The organism is Nocardia sp. GCM10030253, assembly GCF_042675075.1.
Taxonomy (GTDB): domain Bacteria; phylum Actinomycetota; class Actinomycetes; order Mycobacteriales; family Mycobacteriaceae; genus Nocardia.
On record NZ_JBHTDL010000005.1, the window covers coordinates 95371 to 118633 of the forward strand.

Annotated in this window: 19 protein-coding genes; 8 read left to right on the forward strand and 11 right to left on the reverse strand. The window is 66.7% G+C overall.

The window, feature by feature from the left end; all coding sequences use genetic code 11:
- Positions 1 to 48 precede the first annotated feature (48 nt).
- On the forward strand, positions 49 to 1143 hold the full coding sequence (locus ACFQZZ_RS08775; protein WP_378676648.1) for an NAD(P)-binding domain-containing protein: 1095 nt from the start codon (positions 49 to 51) through the stop codon (positions 1141 to 1143).
- 102 nt (positions 1144 to 1245) lie between these two features.
- Here the strand turns inward: ACFQZZ_RS08775 and ACFQZZ_RS08780 are convergent, their stop codons facing one another.
- The 6 genes from ACFQZZ_RS08780 to ACFQZZ_RS08805 form a co-directional block, all read right to left on the reverse strand.
- A complete protein-coding gene (locus ACFQZZ_RS08780) occupies positions 1246 to 2100 on the reverse strand; it encodes an aldo/keto reductase (RefSeq protein ID WP_378676651.1) in 855 nt (284 codons plus the stop codon).
- Positions 2101 to 2216: 116 nt separating this feature from the next.
- Positions 2217 to 3767: a carboxyl transferase domain-containing protein gene (locus ACFQZZ_RS08785; RefSeq protein ID WP_378676653.1), complete on the reverse strand. Its 1551-nt coding sequence runs from the start codon at positions 3765 to 3767 to the stop codon at positions 2217 to 2219.
- Positions 3768 to 3818: 51 nt separating this feature from the next.
- Positions 3819 to 4421, reverse strand: a complete 603-nt coding sequence (locus ACFQZZ_RS08790; RefSeq protein ID WP_328408996.1) for an ATP/GTP-binding protein — start codon at positions 4419 to 4421, stop codon at positions 3819 to 3821.
- A complete protein-coding gene (locus ACFQZZ_RS08795) occupies positions 4402 to 4776 on the reverse strand; it encodes a DUF742 domain-containing protein (protein WP_040686485.1) in 375 nt (124 codons plus the stop codon). The genes ACFQZZ_RS08790 and ACFQZZ_RS08795 overlap by 20 nt, the downstream gene beginning before the upstream one ends.
- A 7-nt stretch (positions 4777 to 4783) precedes the next feature.
- Positions 4784 to 5197: a roadblock/LC7 domain-containing protein gene (locus tag ACFQZZ_RS08800; RefSeq protein WP_011207200.1), complete on the reverse strand. Its 414-nt coding sequence runs from the start codon at positions 5195 to 5197 to the stop codon at positions 4784 to 4786.
- Entirely contained in the window at positions 5194 to 8757 is a 3564-nt protein-coding gene (locus ACFQZZ_RS08805; protein WP_378676657.1) for an ATP-binding protein, read from the reverse strand. Before ACFQZZ_RS08805 ends, ACFQZZ_RS08800 begins: the two co-directional genes overlap by 4 nt.
- 319 nt (positions 8758 to 9076) lie before the next feature.
- Between ACFQZZ_RS08805 and ACFQZZ_RS08810 the strand changes: the two genes are divergently transcribed.
- The 6 genes from ACFQZZ_RS08810 (at position 9077) to ACFQZZ_RS08835 (ending at position 16274) form a co-directional block, all read left to right on the forward strand.
- Positions 9077 to 11116, forward strand: coding sequence for an AMP-binding protein (locus ACFQZZ_RS08810; protein ID WP_378676660.1), 2040 nt, complete (start codon positions 9077 to 9079; stop codon positions 11114 to 11116).
- 135 nt (positions 11117 to 11251) lie between these two features.
- Positions 11252 to 11638 (forward strand): hemophore-related protein, encoded by a 387-nt coding sequence (locus ACFQZZ_RS08815; protein WP_378676662.1) that lies wholly within the window; start codon positions 11252 to 11254, stop codon positions 11636 to 11638.
- 49 nt (positions 11639 to 11687) lie between these two features.
- Positions 11688 to 12404 (forward strand): response regulator transcription factor, encoded by a 717-nt coding sequence (locus ACFQZZ_RS08820; RefSeq protein ID WP_378676665.1) that lies wholly within the window; start codon positions 11688 to 11690, stop codon positions 12402 to 12404.
- A gap of 130 nt (positions 12405 to 12534) precedes the next feature.
- A complete protein-coding gene (locus ACFQZZ_RS08825) occupies positions 12535 to 13845 on the forward strand; it encodes a sensor histidine kinase (RefSeq protein WP_378676668.1) in 1311 nt (436 codons plus the stop codon).
- Between the two features lie 168 nt (positions 13846 to 14013).
- A complete protein-coding gene (locus ACFQZZ_RS08830; RefSeq protein WP_378676670.1) occupies positions 14014 to 15183 on the forward strand; it encodes a hypothetical protein in 1170 nt (389 codons plus the stop codon).
- 224 nt (positions 15184 to 15407) lie between these two features.
- Positions 15408 to 16274, forward strand: coding sequence for an alpha/beta fold hydrolase (locus tag ACFQZZ_RS08835; RefSeq protein WP_378676673.1), 867 nt, complete (start codon positions 15408 to 15410; stop codon positions 16272 to 16274).
- Positions 16275 to 16988: 714 nt separating this feature from the next.
- On the opposite strand, the gene ACFQZZ_RS08840 is transcribed toward ACFQZZ_RS08835, so the two are convergent.
- The 5 genes from ACFQZZ_RS08840 to pdxH form a co-directional block, all read right to left on the reverse strand.
- Positions 16989 to 17459 (reverse strand): DIP1984 family protein, encoded by a 471-nt coding sequence (locus tag ACFQZZ_RS08840; protein ID WP_378676676.1) that lies wholly within the window; start codon positions 17457 to 17459, stop codon positions 16989 to 16991.
- A gap of 461 nt (positions 17460 to 17920) precedes the next feature.
- Positions 17921 to 18280 (reverse strand): FKBP-type peptidyl-prolyl cis-trans isomerase, encoded by a 360-nt coding sequence (locus ACFQZZ_RS08845; RefSeq protein WP_378676679.1) that lies wholly within the window; start codon positions 18278 to 18280, stop codon positions 17921 to 17923.
- Positions 18281 to 18332: 52 nt separating this feature from the next.
- Positions 18333 to 19637, reverse strand: coding sequence for a citrate synthase (locus tag ACFQZZ_RS08850; RefSeq protein ID WP_378676682.1), 1305 nt, complete (start codon positions 19635 to 19637; stop codon positions 18333 to 18335).
- A gap of 170 nt (positions 19638 to 19807) precedes the next feature.
- Positions 19808 to 21100 (reverse strand): MFS transporter, encoded by a 1293-nt coding sequence (locus tag ACFQZZ_RS08855; RefSeq protein ID WP_378676684.1) that lies wholly within the window; start codon positions 21098 to 21100, stop codon positions 19808 to 19810.
- 56 nt (positions 21101 to 21156) lie between these two features.
- On the reverse strand, positions 21157 to 21939 hold the full coding sequence (pdxH, locus tag ACFQZZ_RS08860; RefSeq protein ID WP_378676686.1) for a pyridoxamine 5'-phosphate oxidase: 783 nt from the start codon (positions 21937 to 21939) through the stop codon (positions 21157 to 21159).
- A gap of 119 nt (positions 21940 to 22058) precedes the next feature.
- Here pdxH and ACFQZZ_RS08865 point away from each other — a divergent pair, with 119 nt between their 5' ends.
- The gene (locus ACFQZZ_RS08865; protein ID WP_378676689.1) at positions 22059 to 23207 is read left to right on the forward strand and encodes a citrate synthase 2; all 1149 of its coding nucleotides are present in this window, start codon (positions 22059 to 22061) and stop codon (positions 23205 to 23207) included.
- The last annotated feature ends 56 nt before the right edge of the window (positions 23208 to 23263 follow it).

Below are 23263 nucleotides of genomic sequence, written 5' to 3' on the forward strand. Positions count from 1 at the left end.
GGTCGCTCGAAACAGCACCACTAGCGGGGCGCTATACGATTTGCGGCTGTGCCGACTGATTTCGACATCCTGGTGATCGGTGCCGGTCAGGCAGGGCTGTCGGCCGGTTATCACCTACAGCGCCTCGGATTGCGTCCGGAACGCGACTTTCTGATCGTGGATCACGCGCCGGGACCCGGCGGTGCCTGGCAGTTTCGCTGGCCGTCGCTCACGCTGACCACGGTGAACCGGGTGCACGACCTGCCGGGTATGTCGTTCGCCGAGACCTTACCGGAGGGCTCCGAGTCCGCACCGGCGGCTACTGCCGTTCCGCGCTACTACGAGCTCTACGAGAAGCGTTTCGACCTGCGGGTTCGAAGACAGGTCTCGGTCAAGGTGGTGTGCGATCGCCGCGCGGACGACGATCCGGCGGGGGCACGAATTCTGACCGCCGAGACCGACGCCGCCGGGACGATCCGGGTGCGTGGCCTGATCAACGGCACCGGAACCTGGGAGCATCCGTTCATCCCGCGATACCCGGGCGCGGAGACCTTCGCGGGGCGGCAACTGCACACCCACGACTACCGCATTGCCGACGAATTCGCGGGCAAGCATGTCGTGGTGGTCGGCGGTGGCGTCTCGGCCGTGCAGCTGCTCGATGAGATATCCCAGGTCACCACGACCACCTGGGTCACGAGGTCGGAACCGGTCTTCCGGGAAGAGCCATTCGCCGAGGAAGCCGGGCGCACAGCCGTCGCTATGGTCGAGGACCGCGTGCGGCATGGCCTGCCACCGGGTTCGGTGGTCTCGGTGACCGGGCTACGGCTCGACGACCGCCTGCGTGCCGCACAGGCCAGGGGCGTGCTGGACCGGCACCCGATGTTCCGGAGCATCGAACCGGACGGTGTGCGCTGGGCCGACGGATCGTTCCGGCAAGCGGAGGTCATCCTGTGGGCCACCGGATTCCGCAGCGCGCTCGACCATCTCGCGCCGCTACGCCTGCGCGGCCCCGGCGGCGGCATCACCATGACCGGCCGCCTTGCCACCCAGGTCGCGAACGACCCTCGGGTCCACCTCATCGGCTACGGTCCCTCGGCAAGCACCATCGGCGCGAACCGCGCAGGTCGCGCCGCCGCTGCCGAGCTGACCAAGTATCTGGGATAGTGCCTCACCGCGCCTCCGGCCGGACGTCAGGTGCCCCGAGACTGCGATGCCGGGCCGTTGGTCAGGTGAGCCCCAAGTTTTGGGCGTACCCGCCGAGCGACGCTAGTACAAGCCAGCGGTGAATTTCGCGGGGTCTGGGCCGATGCGTGCGTGCTTGTCCAGGGCGTTGATCGCGTCCATTTGCTCGCGCGTGAGTTCGAAGTTGAATACGTCGAAGTTGGCCGCGATACGCGCTGGGGTGACGGACTTCGGGATGACGATGATGCCGAGCTGCAAGTGCCAGCGAATGATCACCTGCGCCGCGCTGCGGCCGACCTCGTTGGCGATGGAAACGATGGTGTGGTCGTCGAGCAGGGTGCCCTGGCCGAGCGGGCTCCATGCCTCGGTGGCGATGGCGTTGTTGTCGTGGAAGGCGCGTAGCTCGCGCTGGGCCAGCCGCGGGTGCAGTTCGATCTGGTTGACCACCGGGATCTCGCCGGTCTCGCCGATCAGCCGCTCGAGATCGGGAATGTTGAAGTTCGAGACGCCGATCGACCGGACCCGGCCCTGCGCCTTCAATGCCTGGAACGCGCGAAAGGTGTCGATATAGCGATCGGCCTTGGCGACCGGCCAATGGATCAGGTAGAGATCGAGGTAATCCAGGCCGAGGCGCTCCATGCTCGCGTCGAAGGCGCGCAGCGTGGAGTCGTAGCCCTGCTCGGAGTTCCACAGTTTTGTGGTCACGTAGACCTCGTCACGCGGCAGCCCGAACTCGCGGATGGCGCGGCCGGTGCCCTCCTCGTTGCCGTAGATGGCGGCGGTGTCGATGCTGCGGTAGCCGACCTCCAGTGCGGTGGTGACCACCGGGAAGACATCGTCGGGTGGAACTTGGAAGACACCGAAGCCGAGTTGCGGGATCACGTTCCCGTCGCTCAGCACGATCGAGGGGATGGTGCAGGTCTCGCTTCTGAAGGTCACCTTTCGACGGTAGAAGTGCTGCGGCGAGTCGTCAACGACACTACTTGGCGTGTTGGCCCACAATTCGCTGGTCGGGGCGGGCTTTACGGTCGACAATTCGATCTTCGATCGTTGCTTCAATGCTCGGGAAGACCGAGCCTGCGGTAGCGGATGTGCCGCGCCACGCGCAGCTGCGCCAGCGGTCGGGCATGCAGTTGCGTGAGCTCCTCGGCGATGGCGGCGACCATCCGGCGGGCGAACTCGACCGGTTCGTCGGCCGCGTCGGGAAGTTCCGGCACTATGCGGTCGACAATGCCGTCCGCGCGCAGATCGACAGCGCGGATTCGCTGCGCACGAGCCAGTTCCGGCGCGTGGTCGGTATCGCGATAGACGATCGCGCTCGCGCCCTCCGGTGGCAACGGCGCCAGCCAGCCGTGCGTCGCGGCGAGTACCCGGTCCGCGGGCAGCAGCGCCAGCGCGCCGCCGCCGGTGCCCTGACCGAGCAGCACCGAGATGGTCGGAGTGTCCAATGTCACTAAATCGGCGATGCAGCGGGCGATCTCGGGAGCGAGTCCGCGCTCCTCCGCCTCCTTCGACAGTGCCGCGCCGACGGTGTCGATCACCAGGACCAGCGGCAGCCGCAACTCCTGAGCAAGCGCCATACTGCGCCTGGCCTCTCGCAGCGCGGCGGGACCCATGGTGTGCTCGCCCTGCTGACCCGAGCGGTCGTGCCCGAACACCACGCACGGCCTGCCACGGAACCTGGCCAGCGCGTGCACGATGGTGCGATCGGATTCGCCCTGGCCGGTGCCGCTGAGCGGAACCCGTTGTGTCACATGACGTAACAGGTCGCGCAGGCCGGGGCGGCCCGGGCGGCGCGAGATCGTCACCGACTCCCACGCCGACACTTCGGGCGATTGCCCCGACGCGACTGTTCCATCGCCTGTGGGTCCGCCGGTGAGCTGCCCGGTGTCCCGGATCGGCGCGGCCCAACCCGGCTCCGCCGCAACGGAATCCGGCACACCGCTCAGCACGCTCATGGCACGGTGCGCGATCCGACGGAACACCGGGACCGGGACCACACCGTCGATGACACCGCTGCGATAGAGGTTCTCCGCGGTTTGCACACCCTCGGGAAAGTCCTTGCCGTACAACGCTTTGTAGACCCGGGGACCGAGAAATCCGATCAACGCGCCGGGTTCGGCAAAAGTCATGTGCCCCAGCGAACCCCACGAGGCGAAGACTCCGCCCATGGTCGGGTCGCGCAGATACACCAGATAGGGATAGCCCGCGGCCTTGTGCACAGCGACGGCGCCGGCGATCTTCACCATCTGCACGAAGGCGACGGTGCCCTCCTGCATCCGGGTACCGCCGGAGGTCGGCGAGGCCACCAGCGGCAGGCCCGCCTCGGTGGCACGCTCAACCGCCGAGACAATCCGTTCGGCCGCGGCGACACCGATCGAGCCCGCCAAAAACCCGAACTCGCAAGCGATCACCGCCACCCTGCGGCCACGCAGCAACCCCTCGCCGGTGAGCACCGACTCGTCGGTGCCCGCCGCCAGCACGGCCTTGCGCAGATCCTCGTGATACTGCTGGGCGACGGCCACCGCGACGGGTGGCCGATCCCAACTGACAAACGAGTGCGGGTCGAGCAATTGCCCGAGCAGTTCGCGCGCCGAAATCCTCACCGGGGGAGAATAACTACCCGGTCATGATTCGACGCGCGCCGCGCGAGCAACTCAGTAGCCCTGCATCACCTTCCGCAGGGCGTACTCGGTCAGTGACACCAGCGCGTGCTTGGCTGGCTCACGTCGCCGCGCGTCGATCGATAGAATCGGCACATCCGCAGGCACCGCGAGCGCCTGACGGATGTCCTCGATCGGGTAGCGCGGTGCGTCGTCGAACTCGTTGAGCGCAACCAGGAACGGTAGGTTGCGCGCTTCGAAGTAGTCGACTGCCGCGAAGCTGTCCTCGAGCCTGCGGGTATCGACGAGCACCACGGCGCCGATGGCGCCGCGGATCAGGTCGTCCCACATGAACCAGAACCGATACTGGCCAGGCGTACCGAACAGGTACAGCACCAGATCATCGGCAAGGCTGATCCGACCGAAGTCCATAGCCACCGTGGTGGTGGACTTCATCGGAACGCCCGTCAGGTTGTCGATTCCGGTGCTGGCATTGGTCACCAATGCCTCGGTGCGCAGCGGAACGATCTCCGAAACAGCACCGACCAACGTGGTCTTACCCACACCGAAGCCGCCTGCGACAACGATCTTCGCCGAGGTTGGCTTGCTGGTACGGGTATCGACCTGCGCCGTCGAATCAAATACGCCGGAGTCCACTGAGAACCCTTTCGATCAGCTCGCGACGTTCATCGTCGCTGGAATCGTCTTTCAAAGTCGCCGAAACGCGTACATGCCCGGCCTCGATCAGGTCGGCCACCAACACCCTGGCCACCCCGATCGGGATGCCCAAACGCGCTGCTACCTCGGCAACGGACGGCGATTCTCTGCACAACTCCACGATTGATGTCTCGATGTTGGTCAGTTCGAACTGCCGCTCCAGGGCGACCGGATGCGATGCGACGAGGGCTTCCAACGCCAACTCGACCGCGGGCCTGGTGCGACCAGCAGTCAGCGAGTACGGACGTACGAGGCTCGGCTCGGCGCTCCCCATGCGGTGATCGTCTATGTCCATCCCACCATCAGGAACCCATCGTGACGCGTGGCGTGGCCTGAACTGTCTGGCCAACACGCTCGACCAACAAGGCCATTTCGTATCCGACCTGGCCGATATCGCAGGACGTGTTGGTCAGCACCGCGAGGTAGGAGCCGTCGCCGACTGCCATGAGTAGCAGGTAGCCGTGCTCCATCTCGACCACCGACTGCAACACGGTGCCGCCCTCGAACAGGTTCGAGACGCCGACCGAGAGGCTGGCAAGTCCGGCCGTGACGGCCGAGAGCTGCTCGGCACGGTCGACGGGCAGCTGGGCGCTCGCGGCCATGAGTAGGCCGTCAGCCGAGACCAGGACAGCATGAGCTACGCCAGGAACCTCGTTGGCGAAGTTCGAAACCAGCCAATCCAGCTGACGATTCGTACCACCTAGATCGGGGTTCATCGGTCTCCTTTATCTCCGGTTAGGTTCGTTGCCTTCAATGCGCGGCCATCCCGGACGCCCTGCTGGTGACGACTCAAGCTGGACCTGATCGTTTCTGGATCGCGACGCGCCGCCCGATCCGCGGCACCGTTGACGGCACCGGGGACCAGCCTTCCGCCCGGATTGCGTTGGGGCAACCCGGCGGCAGTCTTTGTTTCAGCTTGCGCTTCGCTCGCTCGTTGAGCGGCCTGCCAACCCTCGTCGCCTGGCGACTCGAATGAGGCAGCCACTTGGGACCGATCCGGATTGGGATCGGTGAGCCACGCCGACATCATTTCGGCGAAGATCGGGCTGTCCATGGGCGAGCTGGTTTCGGCCGCGGGCTGCAACCTGGTCTGGAAGAACGACGCAGCCTTGCCCGGATCGGCCTTGAAGCTGTGGCGACCGGGATCACGGCCCGACAACGGCGCACCGGGATCGGAGACCGCGGGCTGTTCGCCGCTCGGCGCGTGCTGTGGGGTACTCCGCTCCCGCTGCGGCAGACCGAGCCCGGACGCCGATTCACGCTGCGGCAGACCACCGAGGCCCGCATCACGCTGCGGCAGGCCGGGCGGCACCTGCGAGCCCGGCTGACGCTGCGGCAGGCCGGTCGGCGCGTCCCGCTGCGGCAGATTCGTCGCCGCGGGCTGACGCTGAGGCAGACCACCCACACTCGGATCGCGCTGCGGCAGACTGCCCGAGTCACGCTGCGGCAGGCCACTGGGCGCGGAATCCCGTTGCGGTAGATCGGTGGAACCGGGTTCACGCTGCGGCAGGCCGGTCAGGCCCGACGAACGCTGCGGCAAACCACCGATACCGGGCTCGCGCGCCGGCCCGCCGGTCGAACCCGAGTCACGCTGCGGCAAGCCGCCCGCACCAGGTTCACGCGGCGGCACGCCATTCAGACCCGACTGACGCTGTGGCAGACCACCCGAACCCGGCTCACGCTGCGGCAAACCGCCAGTGTTCGACTCGCGCTGCGGCAAACCACCGGAACCCGAGTCACGCTGTGGCAAACCACCGGAACCCGAGTCACGCTGCGGCAGACCACCCGCACCAGGTTCACGCGGCGGCACGCCATTCAGACCCGACGGACGCTGCGGCAGACCACCGGCGCCCGGCTCATGCGGCGGCATACCGTTCGTGCCGGGCTGACGCTGTGGCAAACCATTGATACCGAGCTGACGTTGCGGTAGCTCACCGGAGTTCGCATCACGCGGCGGCAGACCTGTCACGGTCGGCTCGGAGCCGCCCGGCTGACGCGGCGGCGGACCACCGGGAGCCAGGTTGCGCTTGGGTAGGTTCGCCGCGGCGAGCTTGCCACGCTGCGGACCGCTCGGCGCCGGTCCTTGCTGACCCGACGCCGGCCGCAGGCTCGGACTGGCCTGAGCCGAATTCGAGCTGAGCCCACCCGCAATCGCCGATCCTGGCGACCGCTGCGGTAGACCGCCGCCGCCCGCCGGTGTCGGACTGCCGGATGTGGGGGCCGGACTGCTCACCGGAATCGGGCCGCTCACCCCGGGATCGACGGTGACCATCACATTGCCCCCAGGAGTCCTGGTAATCCCCCGCATCTGCATCGATGACGGGCTTGCCTGCCGTTGTGGACCGGCAGACACCTGGGGCGCGGCTTGCGTCGGCGCGGCGGACTTCTGTCCCGGTCCGATGATGATGAGGCCGACCGGAACATGCACGGTCACGGTGACGCCCGGGTCACGCGCGGTGTCGAAGGTCGGGCGCAATCGCACGGTGAGTCCGTGCCGCTCGGCCAACCTGCCGACCACGAAAAGACCCATGTGCCTGGCGGTATCGGGGCCCGGCTCGGCGGTCTGCTCCAGCCTGCGGTTGATATCGGCCATCTCCGACGGCGGCATACCGATACCGCGGTCGGCCACCTCGATCAGCATGCCCTGGTCGTGGGCCTGCGCGAAGGTGAACTTCACGTCGGTCTCCGGTGGCGAAGCACGCAGCGCATTGTCGAGCAGCTCGGCGAACAGATGCGCCATATCGGAGGCAGCGGGCTCGATAAGCGAACCGCGTGGCGTCGCGCCGAGCTTGACGCGTTCATAGTCCTCGACCTCGGAGATCGCGGCACGCAGCACATCGGCGATCTCGACCGGAGCGGACTTGGCGCGGCGCTGCTTGGTACCGGCCAGAATCAGCAGGTTGTCGCCGTTACGGCGCATACGTGCGGCGAGATGGTCCAGCCGGAACAGGTTCTCCAGCAGGCGCGGATCCTTCTCGTCGTACTCCATCGCCTCGATCAGGGTGAGCTGATGGTCGACGAGCGACTTGGACCGGCGAGCCAGCGTCTCGAACATGTCGTTGACCTGAGAACGCATCTGCGCCTGATCGCTGGCCAGACGCAGTGCCTGCCCGTGAATGTCGTCGACGGCGCGGGCCAGCTGGCCGATCTCCTCGGCGCTGCGCACCGGCATCGGTTCCAGCGGCACGTCCTCTGGGGAAGCGCCATTTCGCAGCTGGGCCACTTCGTGCGGCAGATCGCTCTCGGCCACCCGCAGCGCCGCCAGGCGCAGCCGGTGCAGCGGCACGATCATCGAGCGCGCGACGAACACGGCGAGCATCAGCGCGGCGAGGATGGTGGCGATCACGACCGCGGTGTAGGTCCACGCGTCGGTGTTGGCCTTGGACACCAGCGCGCTCATCGCGGAGTCGATGTCCTTGGTCGCCTTGCCGACGACGCGCTCATACACATCCAGGCTGGCGGTGAGCGAGTTCTTCAGGTCGCCGACCGGTATCTGACCGGCCTGTGCCTGCGGGCTGCTCAGCAACCCGACCCGGGTATCGATGCCCGCCCGAAGGTCGGCGATCGAGGTATCACCGTCGGCGAACCGGTGTGCGAGCACGTTGAGCAGCGCGCGCTCGGTGCTCGCGGCGGTGAGGAAGTTCGCCACACCTGCCTGCGCATTGCGCAGGACTTCGGGGAACGCGGCGACCTCACCGACGAGCGTCGCGCGGGTGTTGAGCGAGTCGACCAGACGCAGCTTCGCCACATCGATGGCAGGGTCGCTGACCTGGCCGACCGTTGTTTCGACGATGCGCACGCTGTCGTTGCGGACCCGGTCGATCAACGCGATGATCTCGGCGCCCGACTGATTCGAGACGACCTTGCCCTGTGCACGTACGGCTTTTGCCTGGGTCAGCATGTTGTCCAGTGACGCGCGGGCACCCGGCACACCGTTCAGCTTGCCGCCCACTGCTTCCGCGTTGCCGATGGCGGCATCGAGGTCGGCGAGGTTCTTGTCCGACACGATCGACGGTGCTCCGGGGAACAGCGCAACCATCTGCGAGGCGGCGGTCGTCGCCGTCTGCGCACTGAGCGCGGTTACTGCCGGGATGGCAGCGATGTTCTCGGCGGCACCGGCGAGCCGGTTCGCCTCGGCGAACTCGGAAGCAATCCTGGACACGCCGAGGCCGACCGCGACTGCCAGCGGTACGGCCAAAACCGCCGTAACCTTCCAGCGCAGGTCCCAGTTGCCGAGCGCCCAGCGTTTGCTGCCGGACCTAGCGGCGTCACGCATCTCCCACTCACTTTCCAAACTGGCCCCAACCATGCGCCATTAGCGAACCTCCACACTCGCATGCTGGCTCGACAGGCAGAGCTGGCCGAGGAACTGCGGCTGGCCGAGAAATTGCGTCTACGACTGCCCAAATAAGTGACATCAGATTCTAACGGATCAATAACTTCTTGGTTGACTCCGAGTAGGGCTACGGGCCTTGACCAGCCCGTTCCAGGCATAACCAGAGGTCGCGGCACCCACCCGGGCGTCGCGTGAAGTCTGCCACAATCGTCCTGATCTATCGAGGCGGGCATCGAGGCGAGGCTAGGGAGTCACCGGGTTGAACGCGAAGCACGACTACCGACCGGTCTATCAGACCAGCTTGGTCGATCCGGCCGAGTTCTGGAGCAGCGCGGCGGAGGCGATCGATTGGGAGGTCGCGCCAACCCAGATCGTCGACACCATGGCCCGCCCAGTGACCAGGTGGTTCCCTGATGCTCGCCTGAATACCTCCTTCAATGCGCTTGATCGACATGTGCACGGAGACACCGCGATCGAGGAAGGCCGGGCGAACCAGCCCGCCCTAATATACGACTCCGCTATGACGGGCACCAGAGGCGTTTTCACGTATGCCGAACTCCTCGAAGAGGTTTCCCGCTTCGCCGGTGCGATGGTTCGACTCGGTGTCACCAAGGGCGACCGCGTCATCATCTACCTGCCGATGATCCCCGAAGCAGTGATCGCGATGCTCGCCTGCGCACGCATCGGCGCGGTGCATTCCGTGGTCTTCGGCGGCTTCGCCGCGCCCGAGCTCGCCGCGCGCATCGATGACGCCGAGCCTGTGCTGATCATCACTGCTTCCGGCGGTCTCGAACCGGGCCGTCGGATCGACTATCCGCCGATCGTGTTGCACGCCTTGGATCTTGCCGAGTCCAGTGCGCCGCGCAATGTCATCGTGAAGCAGCGGGCGCAGTTCCCGACGATCCACTTCCCCGCGCCGCAGGCCGCGACCGAATCGCTACCCAGTTCCGCGCACACCGTCGCGGCACAGTGGCTGGATTGGGAAGACGCCGTGCGCGATGCGCCGCTCGCCGATCCGGTACCGGTGGACGCCACCGATCCGCTCTACATCCTGTACACCTCGGGCACCACCGGGAAGCCGAAGGGCGTGGTCAGGGACAACGGCGGACATGCGGTTGCCCTGGCCTGGTCCATGCGCAATATCTACGACGTCGGCCCCGGACAAGTGATGTGGGCCGCCTCCGACGTCGGCTGGGTCGTCGGACACTCCTACATCGTCTACGCGCCATTGCTCGTCGGCGCGACAACCCTCCTATACGAGGGCAAACCAGTCGGCACCCCGGATGCGGGTGCATATTGGCGAGTGGTGGCCGAGCACCAGGTCCGCGTGCTGTTCACCGCGCCGACCGCATTGCGCGCGATTCGCAAGGCCGATGCCGACGCCACGCTGGCGCGCGGCTACGACCTTTCCTCGCTGCGCGCGCTGTTCTGCGCCGGCGAGCGGCTGGATCCGGCGACCTACGAATGGGCCACCGAAACCCTGCTCGCCGATCGACCGGAGTGCCCCGTCGTCGACCACTGGTGGCAGACCGAGACGGGCTGGCCGATCTGCGCGAACCCGCTCGGCCTGCAGCAACTGCCGATCAAGGCTGGCTCGGCGTCGGTGCCGGTGCCCGGGTTCCGGCTGCGGGTCCTCGACGCGGAGGGCAATCCGGTCGCGGCTGGCACCGAGGGCAATATCGTCATCGGGCTACCGATGCCACCAGGCACCCTCACCGGACTATGGCGCGCCGAGGACCGATTCGTCAGGTCCTATATGTCGGCATTCCCCGGGCACTATCTGACCGGCGACTCCGGATATTTCGACGACGACGGCTACCTCTTCGTCCTCGGCCGCAGCGACGATGTGATCAATATGGCAGGGCACCGGCTGTCGGCGGGCAGCATCGAGGCCGCCATCGCGGGCCATGCCGCGATCGCCGAATGCGCGGTGATCGGGCTGCCGGACGAACTCAAGGGGCAGCGGCCGATCGCGTACGTGGTGCTCAAGTCCGGCGTCGAGATCAATCCCACGCAACTGCGCGACGAACTGATCGAGCGGGTGCGCGAGCAGATCGGGGCCATCGCCACCTTGCACGATGCCGTGGTGGTTTCCGCGCTACCCAAGACCAGATCGGGCAAGATCCTGCGCAAGACGATCCGGCAGATCACCGCGGGCGACACCTACGAGATCCCCTCGACCATCGAGGACCCATCGGTGCTCGCCGCCCTCGAGCAGCAGATCGCCGAGGCAGACCCGCAATCGGCCGATACCGACACACCCCTCACGCCGAACGCGGATCCGGTTGCGCCGTCATAGATTTGCATTCACCCAGCGTTAACATCCCTCAGAGGTTTCTCAGGAATAGCTCACCGGTGTGCCAGCCCACGGCAATAGCCTCGAGACAGCGTCGGAAACCACTACGCACCCCTCGAAGATCTGGAGCCACACACTATGAAGGCTTTGCGCAGACCCGCCTACGCCGCCCTCACCGCAGGCGGACTCGCCACCGTCGCCATGTTCCTCGCGCCGACCATTGCCTCGGCCGACCCCATGACCGATCTGGCCGCGCCGCTGCTGACCTCCGACTGTTCCTTCGCCCAGGTCGACGCAGCCCTGCATGCCAAGGCCCCGCAGCTGGCCTCGATCCTCGACTCGAATCCGAGCCAGAAGGCCGAGCTGCAGCGCAAGTTCGACCAGCCGGTCGAACAGCGCCGCGCGGAATTCCAGCGCCTCATCGACGAGAACCCTGACGCGGCACAGGACGCACAGAACGACCCGCGCGCCGCCGGTCTGAGCGAGACCATCCGCGCGGTCGCCGACTCTTGCCACAGCTATTAATCGGCACACCAGCTGTTGCTGATCTACCCCGGCGCCATATGACGGCACAATGAACGACGTGACGAGCGAGCGTACGACCCCGACCGTCCTTGTTGTCGACGATGACGAGGATGTGCTCGCCTCGGTCGAGCGCGGGCTGCGGTTGTCCGGATTCCAGGTGCTTGTCGCCAGGGACGGCGCCGCAGCGCTGCGCAGCGTGACCGAGCACGCGCCGGACGCGATCGTGCTCGACATGAACATGCCGGTGCTGGACGGCGCCGGTGTGGTGACCGCGCTGCGCGCCCTCGGCAACGAGGTGCCCATCTGTGTGCTGAGTGCGCGCGCCTCGGTCGACGACCGGATCTCGGGGCTGGAATCCGGAGCCGACGACTATCTGGTCAAACCGTTCGTGCTCGCGGAACTGGTTGCGCGGATCCGGGCGCTGCTGCGCCGCCGCGCGGACGCGCCCGCACCCGCCACCCCGGGCGCGGTCACCGTCGGGCCACTGGAGGTCGACGTCGCCGGTTATCGCGCGCTACTGCACGGGCGCGAAATCGAGCTCACCAAGCGGGAATTCGAACTACTGTCCACGCTGGCCAGAAACGCGGGCGTGGTGCTGAGCCGCGAGCGGCTGCTGGAACTGGTGTGGGGCTACGACTTCGCGGCCGACACCAATGTGGTCGATGTCTTCGTCGGCTATCTGCGACGCAAGCTCGAGGTAGACGACACACCCCGGTTGCTGCACACGATCCGTGGCGTCGGGTTCGTCATGCGAGCGCCGAAATGAGTTCGAGCACCGAAATGGATTCGAGCACAAGGTGACTCGACCCTCCCCCGTAACACCGGAGGGACCCGCGGCACCGAGCACAGTGGCAGCTCCGGCGAAAAGGCGTCGGTCGTTTTCACTGCGCACCCGGGTGGCCGGAGCCGCGGCGGCGGGCGCGATCATCATCGTGTCCATACTGAGCGTGATCAGCGTGCGCGCGATCGAACGCAACAATGTGCAGCAGATGGATCAGCAGCTCACCATCGTCTCGCGCATCGTCCTGCTCCAGCCGGAGCTTGCCGCCGGGTTTGTCACGGTATCCGGGCTGAACGCCAACTTGGCGGTCACAGTCCGTGACAACGGCGTCGTCACAGCCAGCGGCCCGACCCAATTGCCCGATCTGCCAACGGGTTCCCGCACCGTCACGGCGGGCAACGTCCGCTATCGGGTGCTCACCACGATCGAGAATCAACCGGCGGGCCGGACTGTCTCGCTAGGCATTCCCGCCGCCGAAGCGGCACGCGCAACCGCCGAGCAACAGCGCTGGGTCCTGGCAGGCGCATTGCTTGCCATTGCCGCAGCGGCCGCGCTCGGCTGGTTGCTGGCCGGGCGCGCGGTGCGGCCGATCACCGACCTCACCCGGCAGGTCGGTGCCCGCAGCGGTCGGCCCGATCCCGACAATCCGCAGTCACCGGTCGATGGCTCGGGCGTGCGGGAAGCCGAGAAGCTCGCCGAAGCGGTGAACACCATGCTGTACCGCGTGGACCACGCGCAGGCCGAGACCGCCGCCGCGCTGGAGACCGCGCGTGATTTCGCCGCTGTCTCCGCCCACGAGCTGCGCACCCCCCTCACCGCGATGCGCACCGATCTCGAGGTGCTGCGCACCCTCGACCTGGACGAGGCCCAGCGCACCGAAATCCTCACCGACCTGGCACGCAGCCAGGGCCGGGTAGAGACCACCCTTGCCGCGCTGGAGCGCCTGGCGACCGGCGATCTCACCAACGAGCGCGACCATGTCGCCACCGATGTCGGCGACCTGTGCGACCAAGCCGCGCACGACGCCATGCGGCATTTCCCCGGCCTGACCGTGCGCATCGACACCGACGCCGAGCTGGTGACCCGCGGTCTGCCCGCCGGTCTACGCCTTGCCGTCGACAATGCGCTCAAGAACTCGGTGACCCACGGCGGCGCGACCGAGGCGTTGGTATCCGCGCACCGCGCACCGGACGGGCACATCGTGATCTCCGTCGATGACAACGGCCGCGGCATTCCGCTGGACGAACGCGCCGCCGTATTCGACCGCTTCTTCCGCGGCAGCCAAGCCAGCAAAGGTGGCTCCGGCCTCGGCCTCGCCCTCGTCGCCCAGCAAGCCCAACTACACGGCGGCCAAGCCTATTTCGACAACGGCACACTCGGCGGCATCCGCCTCGTCCTCCACCTCCCCAACCGCACCCCCCACTAACCCGCCCAGCCGCACACCCTTTGTGCCAGCCGCACACCCGCTACACGGGGTGTGCGGCTGCGACGAGGGGTGTTCGGATTACAGGAAAGGTGGGGGTGGTGGGTCCTTAGTGAAGTCTTAGGGAAAGGGTGGGGGGTGGGCCATTTTGGGGAATTAGGGTCTGCCGGTGTGATCGGAAAACGCGCCCGCTGGGCAGTTCTCGTTGTCGGGATTGTCGCCGCGGGGGCGATCGGGGGTGGGATCACGGCTTGCTCGGGGTCTGCCGATGCGCCGACCGGTATCGCCCTGGTCAATGCCGATACCGGGCCGACCGGTGCGCGTGTCGTCCAGGCGTTGGAGCAGGCGGGCGGTTACGAGTGGACTGCGGCCAAGCCGGGCGAAGCGAACCTCGACCACTATGCCGCGATTATCACGCTGCCCGCCGATCTCACCGCATCCATGGGCACGCTGGCGAGCGAACAACCGCAGCGTGCCAAGGTCACCGTTGCCACGCACAAGGGTGCGGACTCTCAGCTGGTGAACGGTGCGGTGAACGAGGTGACGCATCGTATCGGCGCCGCGGGTGTCGATGCCGCGCTGTCCGCCGTCGCGCAGGCGCGCACCCAGCTCTCCTCGGTGCAATTCACCACCCAGCTGCTCAATGCCGGGGTGAACGCCGCGGCCTCGGGCGCCGACCAGTTCAGCTCCGGGGCCGACCAGTTGCTTGGATTCCTGAGCTTCGCCAAAGAAGGCTCCGCACAACTGACTTCGGCCATCGCAATGCTGAATTCGACGGTCGACGGCGCGGCGGCACAGGCGGATCAGCTTGCCTCGGCATTGGATTCGACCGGAGTCACCATCGCCCAGGTCGAGCAGACCGCGAATACCGTGAGCGGCGGTCTCGACCAGATCCTCCCGCTGCTGCGTGCACTGCCCTTCGCCGGCGATCCCCGGTTGGCGGACATCATCGGGAAACTCGAAGCCCTGCGCGGAATTTCCGGTCAGGCCGGTACCCAGCTGACCGGCATCGGCTCGCTGGTCGGTGGCGCGGTGGATCCGAACACCGATCTCGGCACCCTGCTTCGCACCGTGGTCGACCGCTTGAAAAGCGCAAGCGCTCAATTGAACGAGGGCGCGAAACTCGCCGAAGGCCTACCCCAACTAGCCGAACAGGGCGGCGCCCAATTGACCAGCGCCATCAGCCAAATGACCGCAGGAGTCACCGGACTCCAGCAGATCGTCACCAACCTCGGCACCCAAACCGACAAGGCCATGGCCGCGCTCCCCCAGCGCAGCACCAGCCAGCAGGCGGCGCTTGCCCTGGCACTCACCGATCCCGTCGAAGTCGTCCACGAGTGACCTGGGGTCCTCCTCAGTGCCTGTGAACAAACTGCTCACGGAGCAAGGGGGCTTGCTGGATGGGGCCGATAAGCGCAGGCCCGATCATCAAATAGTCATGGGTCGGGGCAGTCGCGCCGGTGCGACGGCCGCTCGGTGTCTCGTGCGGGCCGCTGCGGACGGACCGATGAATTTCGCCGCCCCCGTTCGTCTGCACGAATAGCCAACAATAAGGAGCGACCACCATGACCGAGCTGAAGACCTACACCCTCGAAACCCCCGGCGCCGAAATCGCCTACGACGTACGCCAGGCAGAGCAGGCCGGCGACGAGCCGATCCTGATGATGATCGGCTCGCCCATGGACGCCAGTGGATTCGTCAGCCTGGCCGCCCGCTTCCCCGACCGCACGGTCGTCACCTACGACCCGCGCGGCACCGGCCGCAGCGAAAAGACCGACCCCACCAGCGAATCCAACCCCGACCTGCACGCCGACGACCTGCACCGCGTCATCGACGCCCTTGGCGGCGGCCCGATCGACCTCTTCGCCAGCAGCGGCGGCGCGGTCAATGCCCTCGCCCTGGTCGCCAAACATCCCGAACAGGTCCGCACCCTCGTAGCGCACGAGCCCCCCGCCGTCCGGTACCTCCCCGACAGCGAGCAGGCATTGGCCGCGACCGCTCATATCCACGAGACCTACCGCAGCGACGGCTTCGGCCTCGCCATGGCCAAATTCCTCATCCTGATCCAGCTCAAAGGCGAAGTCCCCGCCGAGTTTCCCACCCTCCCGGTCGACCCCGCCGCATTCGGCCTCCCGACCGAGGACGACGGCACCCGCAACGACCCGCTCGTCGGCCAGAACATCCTCCCGACCACTCACTACAACCACGACTTCGAGACGCTCCGTACCGTCTCCACCCGCATCGTGGTCGCCATAGGCGTGGAATCGGAAGGGGAACTGGCGTATCGGACCGGCGTAGCCGTCGCCGAGCAGCTGGGCTCGACGCCGGTGGATTTCCCCAGCCACCACGGCGGCTTCCTCGGCGGCGAGTACGGCCAGCAGGGTGACCCGGACGGCTTCGCCACCAAGTTGCGTGAGGTGCTGGCGGGGTAGGGAATCAACCGGATCCGGTGGCCGTGGTGTTCTGCACAGAAGATCAGTGGCACCCACGGCCAACCGGTCATCCCGGCGGCGAGGCAATAACCGCTGGGCATCAGGCTGAATCCACCGCCAGACTGCTCCGATGGACGCCGGACCGCCGCTGCCTACCCAGGTTGCGGAAGAGCTAGCCGGGTACCCCACCTAACGCGCCCAGCACTGCCCCGGTGAATCACTGGAAGGCAGAACCTCACCGGGACAGCCAAAACTAGAGACTTCTGTCCACGCACACCTACCAGGGGTTTCCCGGTCAGTGCTGGGCACGTAGTGTGCCGTATCCGACTTGGTCTTCCGCAACCTGGATAGGCAGGCACACAACTTCCAGCGCGGGGACTGGCTGTGGTTGCGTCGCAGGCATTTCAGGTATCGAGCGTAGTGAAATGTTCTGAGGTTGTGTTTGTCACGGGCGAATGCGGGACTCCGTGGTCGCCACGCTTGTCGTATGTCTCGAGGTGGAGTGCCCCTTACCCGCCCTCGTTGTCGCGGATCTGCACATGGTGGTGTGCTGTGTGCCGTGCCCTATCACCTGTGCACCATGCTGGGCTGCAATGTGAGGAAGGGAGTCGAACCCTCGCACTGCCCACCGTGCGCCAGGAGGTGGGCCGAATACCCGTCGGCCCAGCGGGTTGTGCACGCCTCCGCGACAACTACCTGCTCCACCTCGCTGCGTCAGTCCAGCAGGTCGACCTCCCAGTTGGCGCGCTGGATTCGCACGTCGAGTTCGCGAAGCTCCTTGGCGAGCTCATCGGCCTGCCCACGCAGTTCCGCAACAGGCAAGGCGGACAACATCTTCAGCTCGGACCGCAACTGACGCGCATAGCCCGGCTGTCCCTTGCCCGAAGCCGCATCCGCCGCAGCGGTGACCACGGAATGCCGCAGCCGCAACGTATCCCGCCGCGCCAGCGCATCGGTCAGCGTGCCGTCCGCATCGATCCGCGCGGCGGCATTGGTGCGGTTGATGCGCCGAATCAGCGTTTCGTACTCCCCGAGGACCTCGCCGACCTCGGCAAGCAGGCCCGCCGCATCCTCGGCAGGCTCCTCGCCCTCCTGATAGCGGGCGCTGCTCACGATGCGAGCGCGCAGCTGCTCGATCCGCCGCGCCGAATCCGCCCGCAACGACAATGCCTCTGCCAGCTTCACGACCCCTCCCTTCGATGTCGACCGCAAAGTGTGAAATATAGATCCCACTCCAGAACGAGTCACGCTAATTTCTTTGCTTGCGAAACAGGCCCACCTCGAAGGGATCTCGAGCTGAGCCTGTTGCTGGTCGCACTCACCAGAGCGTGCCGAGCAAAGGTGGCTATGGGCGGTCGAACTCACCGTCCTGCACACCGGCGGCGAAGGCAGTCCACTCGCTGGGAGTGAAAACCCCCGCCGCGTCAGCACTCCCGAATCAGGAGCTTGGTGAGTGGCACATGACTGCGGCAAACGTCGAGTACCGCTCTCGCTGGTGTGCCACTCGTCGCTGTCCGCGGGCCTAGCGGCGGGGCGGGCGGTACGGACGGCTCCGGTCCGCGTTCGGTGCGCTGCGGATTCGGTGCGGGACGCACTGCGGCCCGTGTCCACCGAGGTGGGACACGGGCCGCAGTAAGGGGTTTCGCTCAGTTGGCGTTCAGCAGGTCGATCACGAAGACCAGTGTCTTGCCCGAGAGCTTGTGGCCCGCGCCGGCGGGGCCGTAGGCCAGCTCCGGCGGGATGGTGAGCTGGCGTCGGCCGCCGACCTTCATGCCGGGGATGCCGTCCTGCCAGCCCTGGATCAGGCCGCGCAGCGGGAAGGTGATGGACTCGCCACGGTTCCAGGACGAGTCGAACTCCTCGCCGGATTCGAATTCGACGCCGACGTAGTGCACCTCGACGTTGCCGCCGGGCACAGCTTCGGTGCCCTCGCCCTCGATGATGTCCTTGATAACCAGCTCGGTGGGCGCGGGGCCCGCCTGGAACTCGATCTCCGGCTTGGTCATTCGGCTATCCCCTTCGATAGGTGATGGTGGGTAACGGACACTGCAAGCAGTCCTAGCGGTTGGTGATCTCGTGGTAGTCACGGGCACCGTAGCCGGTGTAGATCTGGCGCGGGCGCCCGATCTTCAGTGGCTCGCTGTGCATTTCGCGCCAGTGTGCGATCCAGCCGGGCAGTCGACCCATGGCGAACAGCACGGTGAACATCCGGGTCGGGAAGCCCATGGCCTTGTAGATGACGCCGGTGTAGAAGTCGACGTTCGGGTACAGCTGACGCGAGATGAAGTACTCGTCGGTCAGCGCGGCCTCTTCGAGCGCCTTCGCGATATCGAACAGTTCGTCGTCGCCGCCGAGCTTGCTCAGGATCGAGTCGGCGTGCTTCTTGGCGATCGAGGCGCGCGGGTCATAGTTGCGGTAGACGCGGTGCCCGAAGCCCATGAGCTTCACGCCGTCTTCCTTGTTCTTGACCTTGCGGATGAACTCCTTGACGTCGCCGCCCTGCTCCTTGATGCCGTCGAGCATCTCGAGCACGGCCTGGTTGGCGCCGCCGTGCAGCGGGCCCCACAGCGCGTTGATGCCACCGGACACCGAGGTGAACAGGTTGGCGTCCGACGAGCCGACCAGGCGCACCGTCGAGGTGGAGCAGTTCTGCTCATGGTCGGCGTGCAGGATCAGCAGCATGTCCAGTGCGGCGGCGACCTCGGGGTCGACCTCGTAGGGCTCGGCCGGGAAGCCGAAAGTCATCCGCAGGAAGTTCTCGACCAGGCTCAGCGAGTTGTCCGGGTAGAGGAACGGCTGGCCGACCGACTTCTTGTACGAGTAGGCCGCGATGGTCGGCAGCTTCGCCAGTAGTCGGATGGTGGATAGCTCGACCTGTTCGGGATCGCGCGGGTCCAGCGAATCCTGGTAGTAGGCCGACAGCGCGTTCACCGCGGAGGAGAGCACCGGCATCGGGTGCGCGTTGCGCGGGAAGCCGTCGAAGAACCGCTTGAGGTCCTCGTGCAGCAGGGTGTGGCGGCGGATGCGATCGGTGAAATCGTCCAGCTGCGCCTGCGACGGCAGTTCACCGTAGATGAGCAGGTAGCTGACCTCGATGAAGGTCGAGGAGCCCGCGAGCTGGTCGATCGGGTAGCCGCGGTAGCGCAGGATGCCCGCTTCGCCGTCGATGTAGGTGATCGCCGACTTGGTCGGCGCGGTGTTCATGAAACCGGGGTCGTAGGTGACGTATCCAGTGCTCGCCAGCATTTTGCCGAGGTCGATGCCGTCATTGCCTTCTTTGGCTTCGGCAACCGTCATGGCATATTCGCCACCGGGGTAGCTCAGCACCGGTTTGGCGTCGTTGATGTGGTCTTTTTCGGGCACGGAAGGATCCCTCTCAGGCTAGGACCGTCGGCATCGGGGTGCGGTCGGCACGGCGGTGCACTCACCTAGACGCTAGTCGTTGCTCACACGGCCCGAGAACGAGGGTGCCCACCGGACGAGCTCACAAACGTGTCCCCGTCACGTGAGGTTTCGTATGCTGCGCCGATCGTTCATTCGCTCGCCGCGGGAACCGGCTGGGAGCGCGACCTGCCCACTCGATAGCGGACGAACGCCGGGAAAACGAGCGCGGCGAGCACCACTCCGACAACCACCAGCACACCACCGCCCGCCGCCGCGACGGCGGTACCCAGGCTCGCGGCAGCAAAACCGTGGGCAACATCACCGATGCGCGGGCCGCCCGCGACGATCACGATGAACACGCCCTGCAGCCTGCCGCGCATCTCGTCGGTGGCCACGGTTTGCAGCATCGTCACCCGCAGCGCGGCCGAGACCATGTCCACCGCGCCGCCGAAGGCCGAGCAGGCCAGCGCGATCCACAGGCCGAGCCCGAGACCGAGACCGTGCCCGGTGAAGCCGACGGCAAGACCGAACCCGACCATCGCGAGACCCCACAGCGCGATGCAGATCACCACGGCAAGGCCCTGGCGCCGGATACGCGGGATCCAGCCCGAGAAGACACCGCCGAGCACCGCGCCGACCGACATCGCTGCGAACAGCAGCCCGAGCGCGACACCGCCGGTCACCGGGTCGCCGAAGGTCTCCTGCGCGATCTGCGGGAACAGCGCACGCGGCATACCGAACACCATGGCGATCACGTCCACCGCGAAGGAGGCGAGCAGGATGCGCTGGGTCGCCAAGTACGCGAAACCGTCCAGGACCGTGCGGAATCCGGCCTTGGTCACGGTTCCGGTCGGTGGAAACGCGGGCAGCTTCCATACCGCCCACACCGTGGCGAGCAAGGCAATGGCATCGATCAGATACAGCGTGGACAGCCCGATCAGCGGGATCAGCGCGCCTGCGAGCACCGGCCCCGCGATAGCGCCGACCTGCTGGACGGTCATGCTCAGTGAATTGGCCGCGGCGAGCTGTTCCGGTGGCAGCAGACGGGGAATCGTTGCGCTGCGCGTCGGTTGGTTCACCGCGAAAAATGCCTGCTGCGTGGCGAACAGGCCGAGCACCACCCACACGTTGTCCAGTCCGGCGGCGGCCTGCACCCAGAAGGCGAGCGCGGTCAGTCCGGTGCCCGCGTTGGTGATGAGCAGCAGCTTGCGCCGGTCCATCACGTCGGCCAGCGCGCCGCCCCACAGCCCGAACACGATCAACGGCACCAGGCCGAACAGGCCGGCCAAACCGACATAGCCCGAGCTGCCGGTGATCTGATAGATCTGCTGCGGCACGGCTACCACGGCCAACTGCGACCCGATAACGGTGACAATGTTGGTCGACCACAATCGCCGGTAGTCCGGATATCGCAGCGGTGTCGTGTCGGCGAGCAGCTTCACCGACGAGAGCGTATCGAGCCGAACCCCGATGGCTCGACGCGATATTCATCACTCGTTCACGGCTGCAGGCGTTGCACCTTCATGGCATCGCCCTCGATGCGGACCCGGATCCGGTTGTGCAGCCTGCTGCGCCTGCCCTGCCAGAACTCCACCTCGTCGGGCCGCAGCAGATAGCCGCCCCAGTGCGGTGGCACCGGAATGTCGTCGACATCGGCGAAGCGGGCGGTGGTCTCGGCCAGAATCCGATCCAGTTCGGCCCGCGACCCGATCGGCTTCGACTGCCGCGAGGCCCACGCGCCCAGCTGGGAGTCGCGCGGACGCGAGCTCCAGTAGACGGCGGTCGTCTCGACGGGCACGATTTCGACGGCGCCACGCACATGGACCTGCCTGCCGAGCGCGGGCCAGACGAAGGTGGCCGACGCGAACGGGTTCGCGGCCAGCTGCATGCCCTTGTCCGAGTCGTAGTTCGTATAGAAGGTCACGCCGTCGGGCGATAGGCCTTTGCACAGCACTGTTCTGGCGACCGGGCGCGGACCGGCGTCGGTCAGTGCCACGGTGGCGAGCACCATGGCGTTCGGTTCGGCGATGCCGACGGCGGTGGCCTGTTCGACCCAGTGGCGCAGCAGCGGTTCCCAGCCGCCCGCCAACCAGGTTTCGTCCAGATCAGTGTCTTCACCACTGCCGAACGGGGTGCCGCCGTACTCGACACGCATCGCCGCCAGATCGGCGGTTGCCCGCAGCACGGCCGGATCCGTCGATGTTCGCACCACCGCGGTATCCGTGGTGGCGGGGTTTTCGGCCGTTTCCTGGCCGGCAGATGAATTGTCCAGGTCACGCATGGGCCAGACGTTACTCCGCGGTAGCAAGGAGCTAAGGTTTTCGTGATCGGCATGTGCTGGGTGAACCACATCCCCGTCCCCCGCGAACATGCGACCCGATGTGCAAGGAGAGTCACAACATGACTACCAGCCCCGCGGTTCCCGGTGGGCAGGCCACCGTACCGAGCGACTTCGTCAGCGGCCTCGAGGGTGTGGTGGCATTCACCACCGATATCGCCGAGCCGGACAAGGACGGCGGCGCGCTGCGCTACCGCGGCGTCGACATCGAGGACCTGGTCCTCGGACGGGTGACCTTCGGGGATGTGTGGGCACTACTTGTCGACGGCGAGTTCGGGCGCAGCCTACCGCCCGCCGAGCCGTTCCCGCTCCCGGTGCACACCGGCGACGTGCGTGTCGACGTGCAGGCCGGCCTCGCGATGCTGGCCCCGATCTGGGGCTACGAGCCGCTGCTCGACATCGACGACGAGACCGCCCGCGAGAACCTGGCCCGCGCCTCGGTGATGGCGCTGTCCTATGTGGCGCAGTCCGCGCGCGGTATCTACCAGCCCGCGGTGCCGCAGCGGAAGATCGACGAGTGCAACACCGTCACCGAGCGGTTCATGACCCGTTGGAAGGGTGACCCGGACCCGAAGCACACCGAGGCCATCGACGCCTACTGGGTTTCCGCCGCCGAGCACGGTATGAACGCCTCCACCTTCACCGCACGGGTTATCGCGTCCACCGGAGCCGATGTCGCGGCCTCGCTGTCCGGCGCGATCGGCGCGATGTCCGGCCCGCTGCACGGCGGCGCGCCCGCGCGCGTGCTGCCGATGATCGAGGCGGTCGAAAAGACCGGTGACGCACGCGCTTTGGTCAAGGGCGTCCTGGACCGCAAGGAAAAGCTGATGGGCTTCGGCCACCGGGTCTACCGGGCCGAGGACCCGCGCGCCCGTGTGCTGCGGGCCACCGCGAAGCGCCTTGCCGCCCCGCGCTACGAGGTCGCCGCCGCGCTGGAGCAGGCCGCGCTCGCCGAGCTGCGCGAGCGCCGCCCGGACCGCGCGATCGAGACCAACGTCGAGTTCTGGGCCGCGGTCATCCTCGATTTCGCCGAGGTGCCCGCGCACATGATGCCCGCGATGTTCACCTGTGGCCGTACCGCGGGCTGGTGTGCGCACATTCTCGAGCAGAAGCAGCTCGGCAAGCTCGTCCGCCCGGCCGCCATCTACACCGGCCCCGCGCCGCGCCGTCCCGAGGAAGTCGCGGGCTGGGCCACTGTGGCGCACTCCTGATTCGGTCACGCCTGCTTCCGGTCGAGCGCGGTTCGACCACGCATAACTGAACAAAT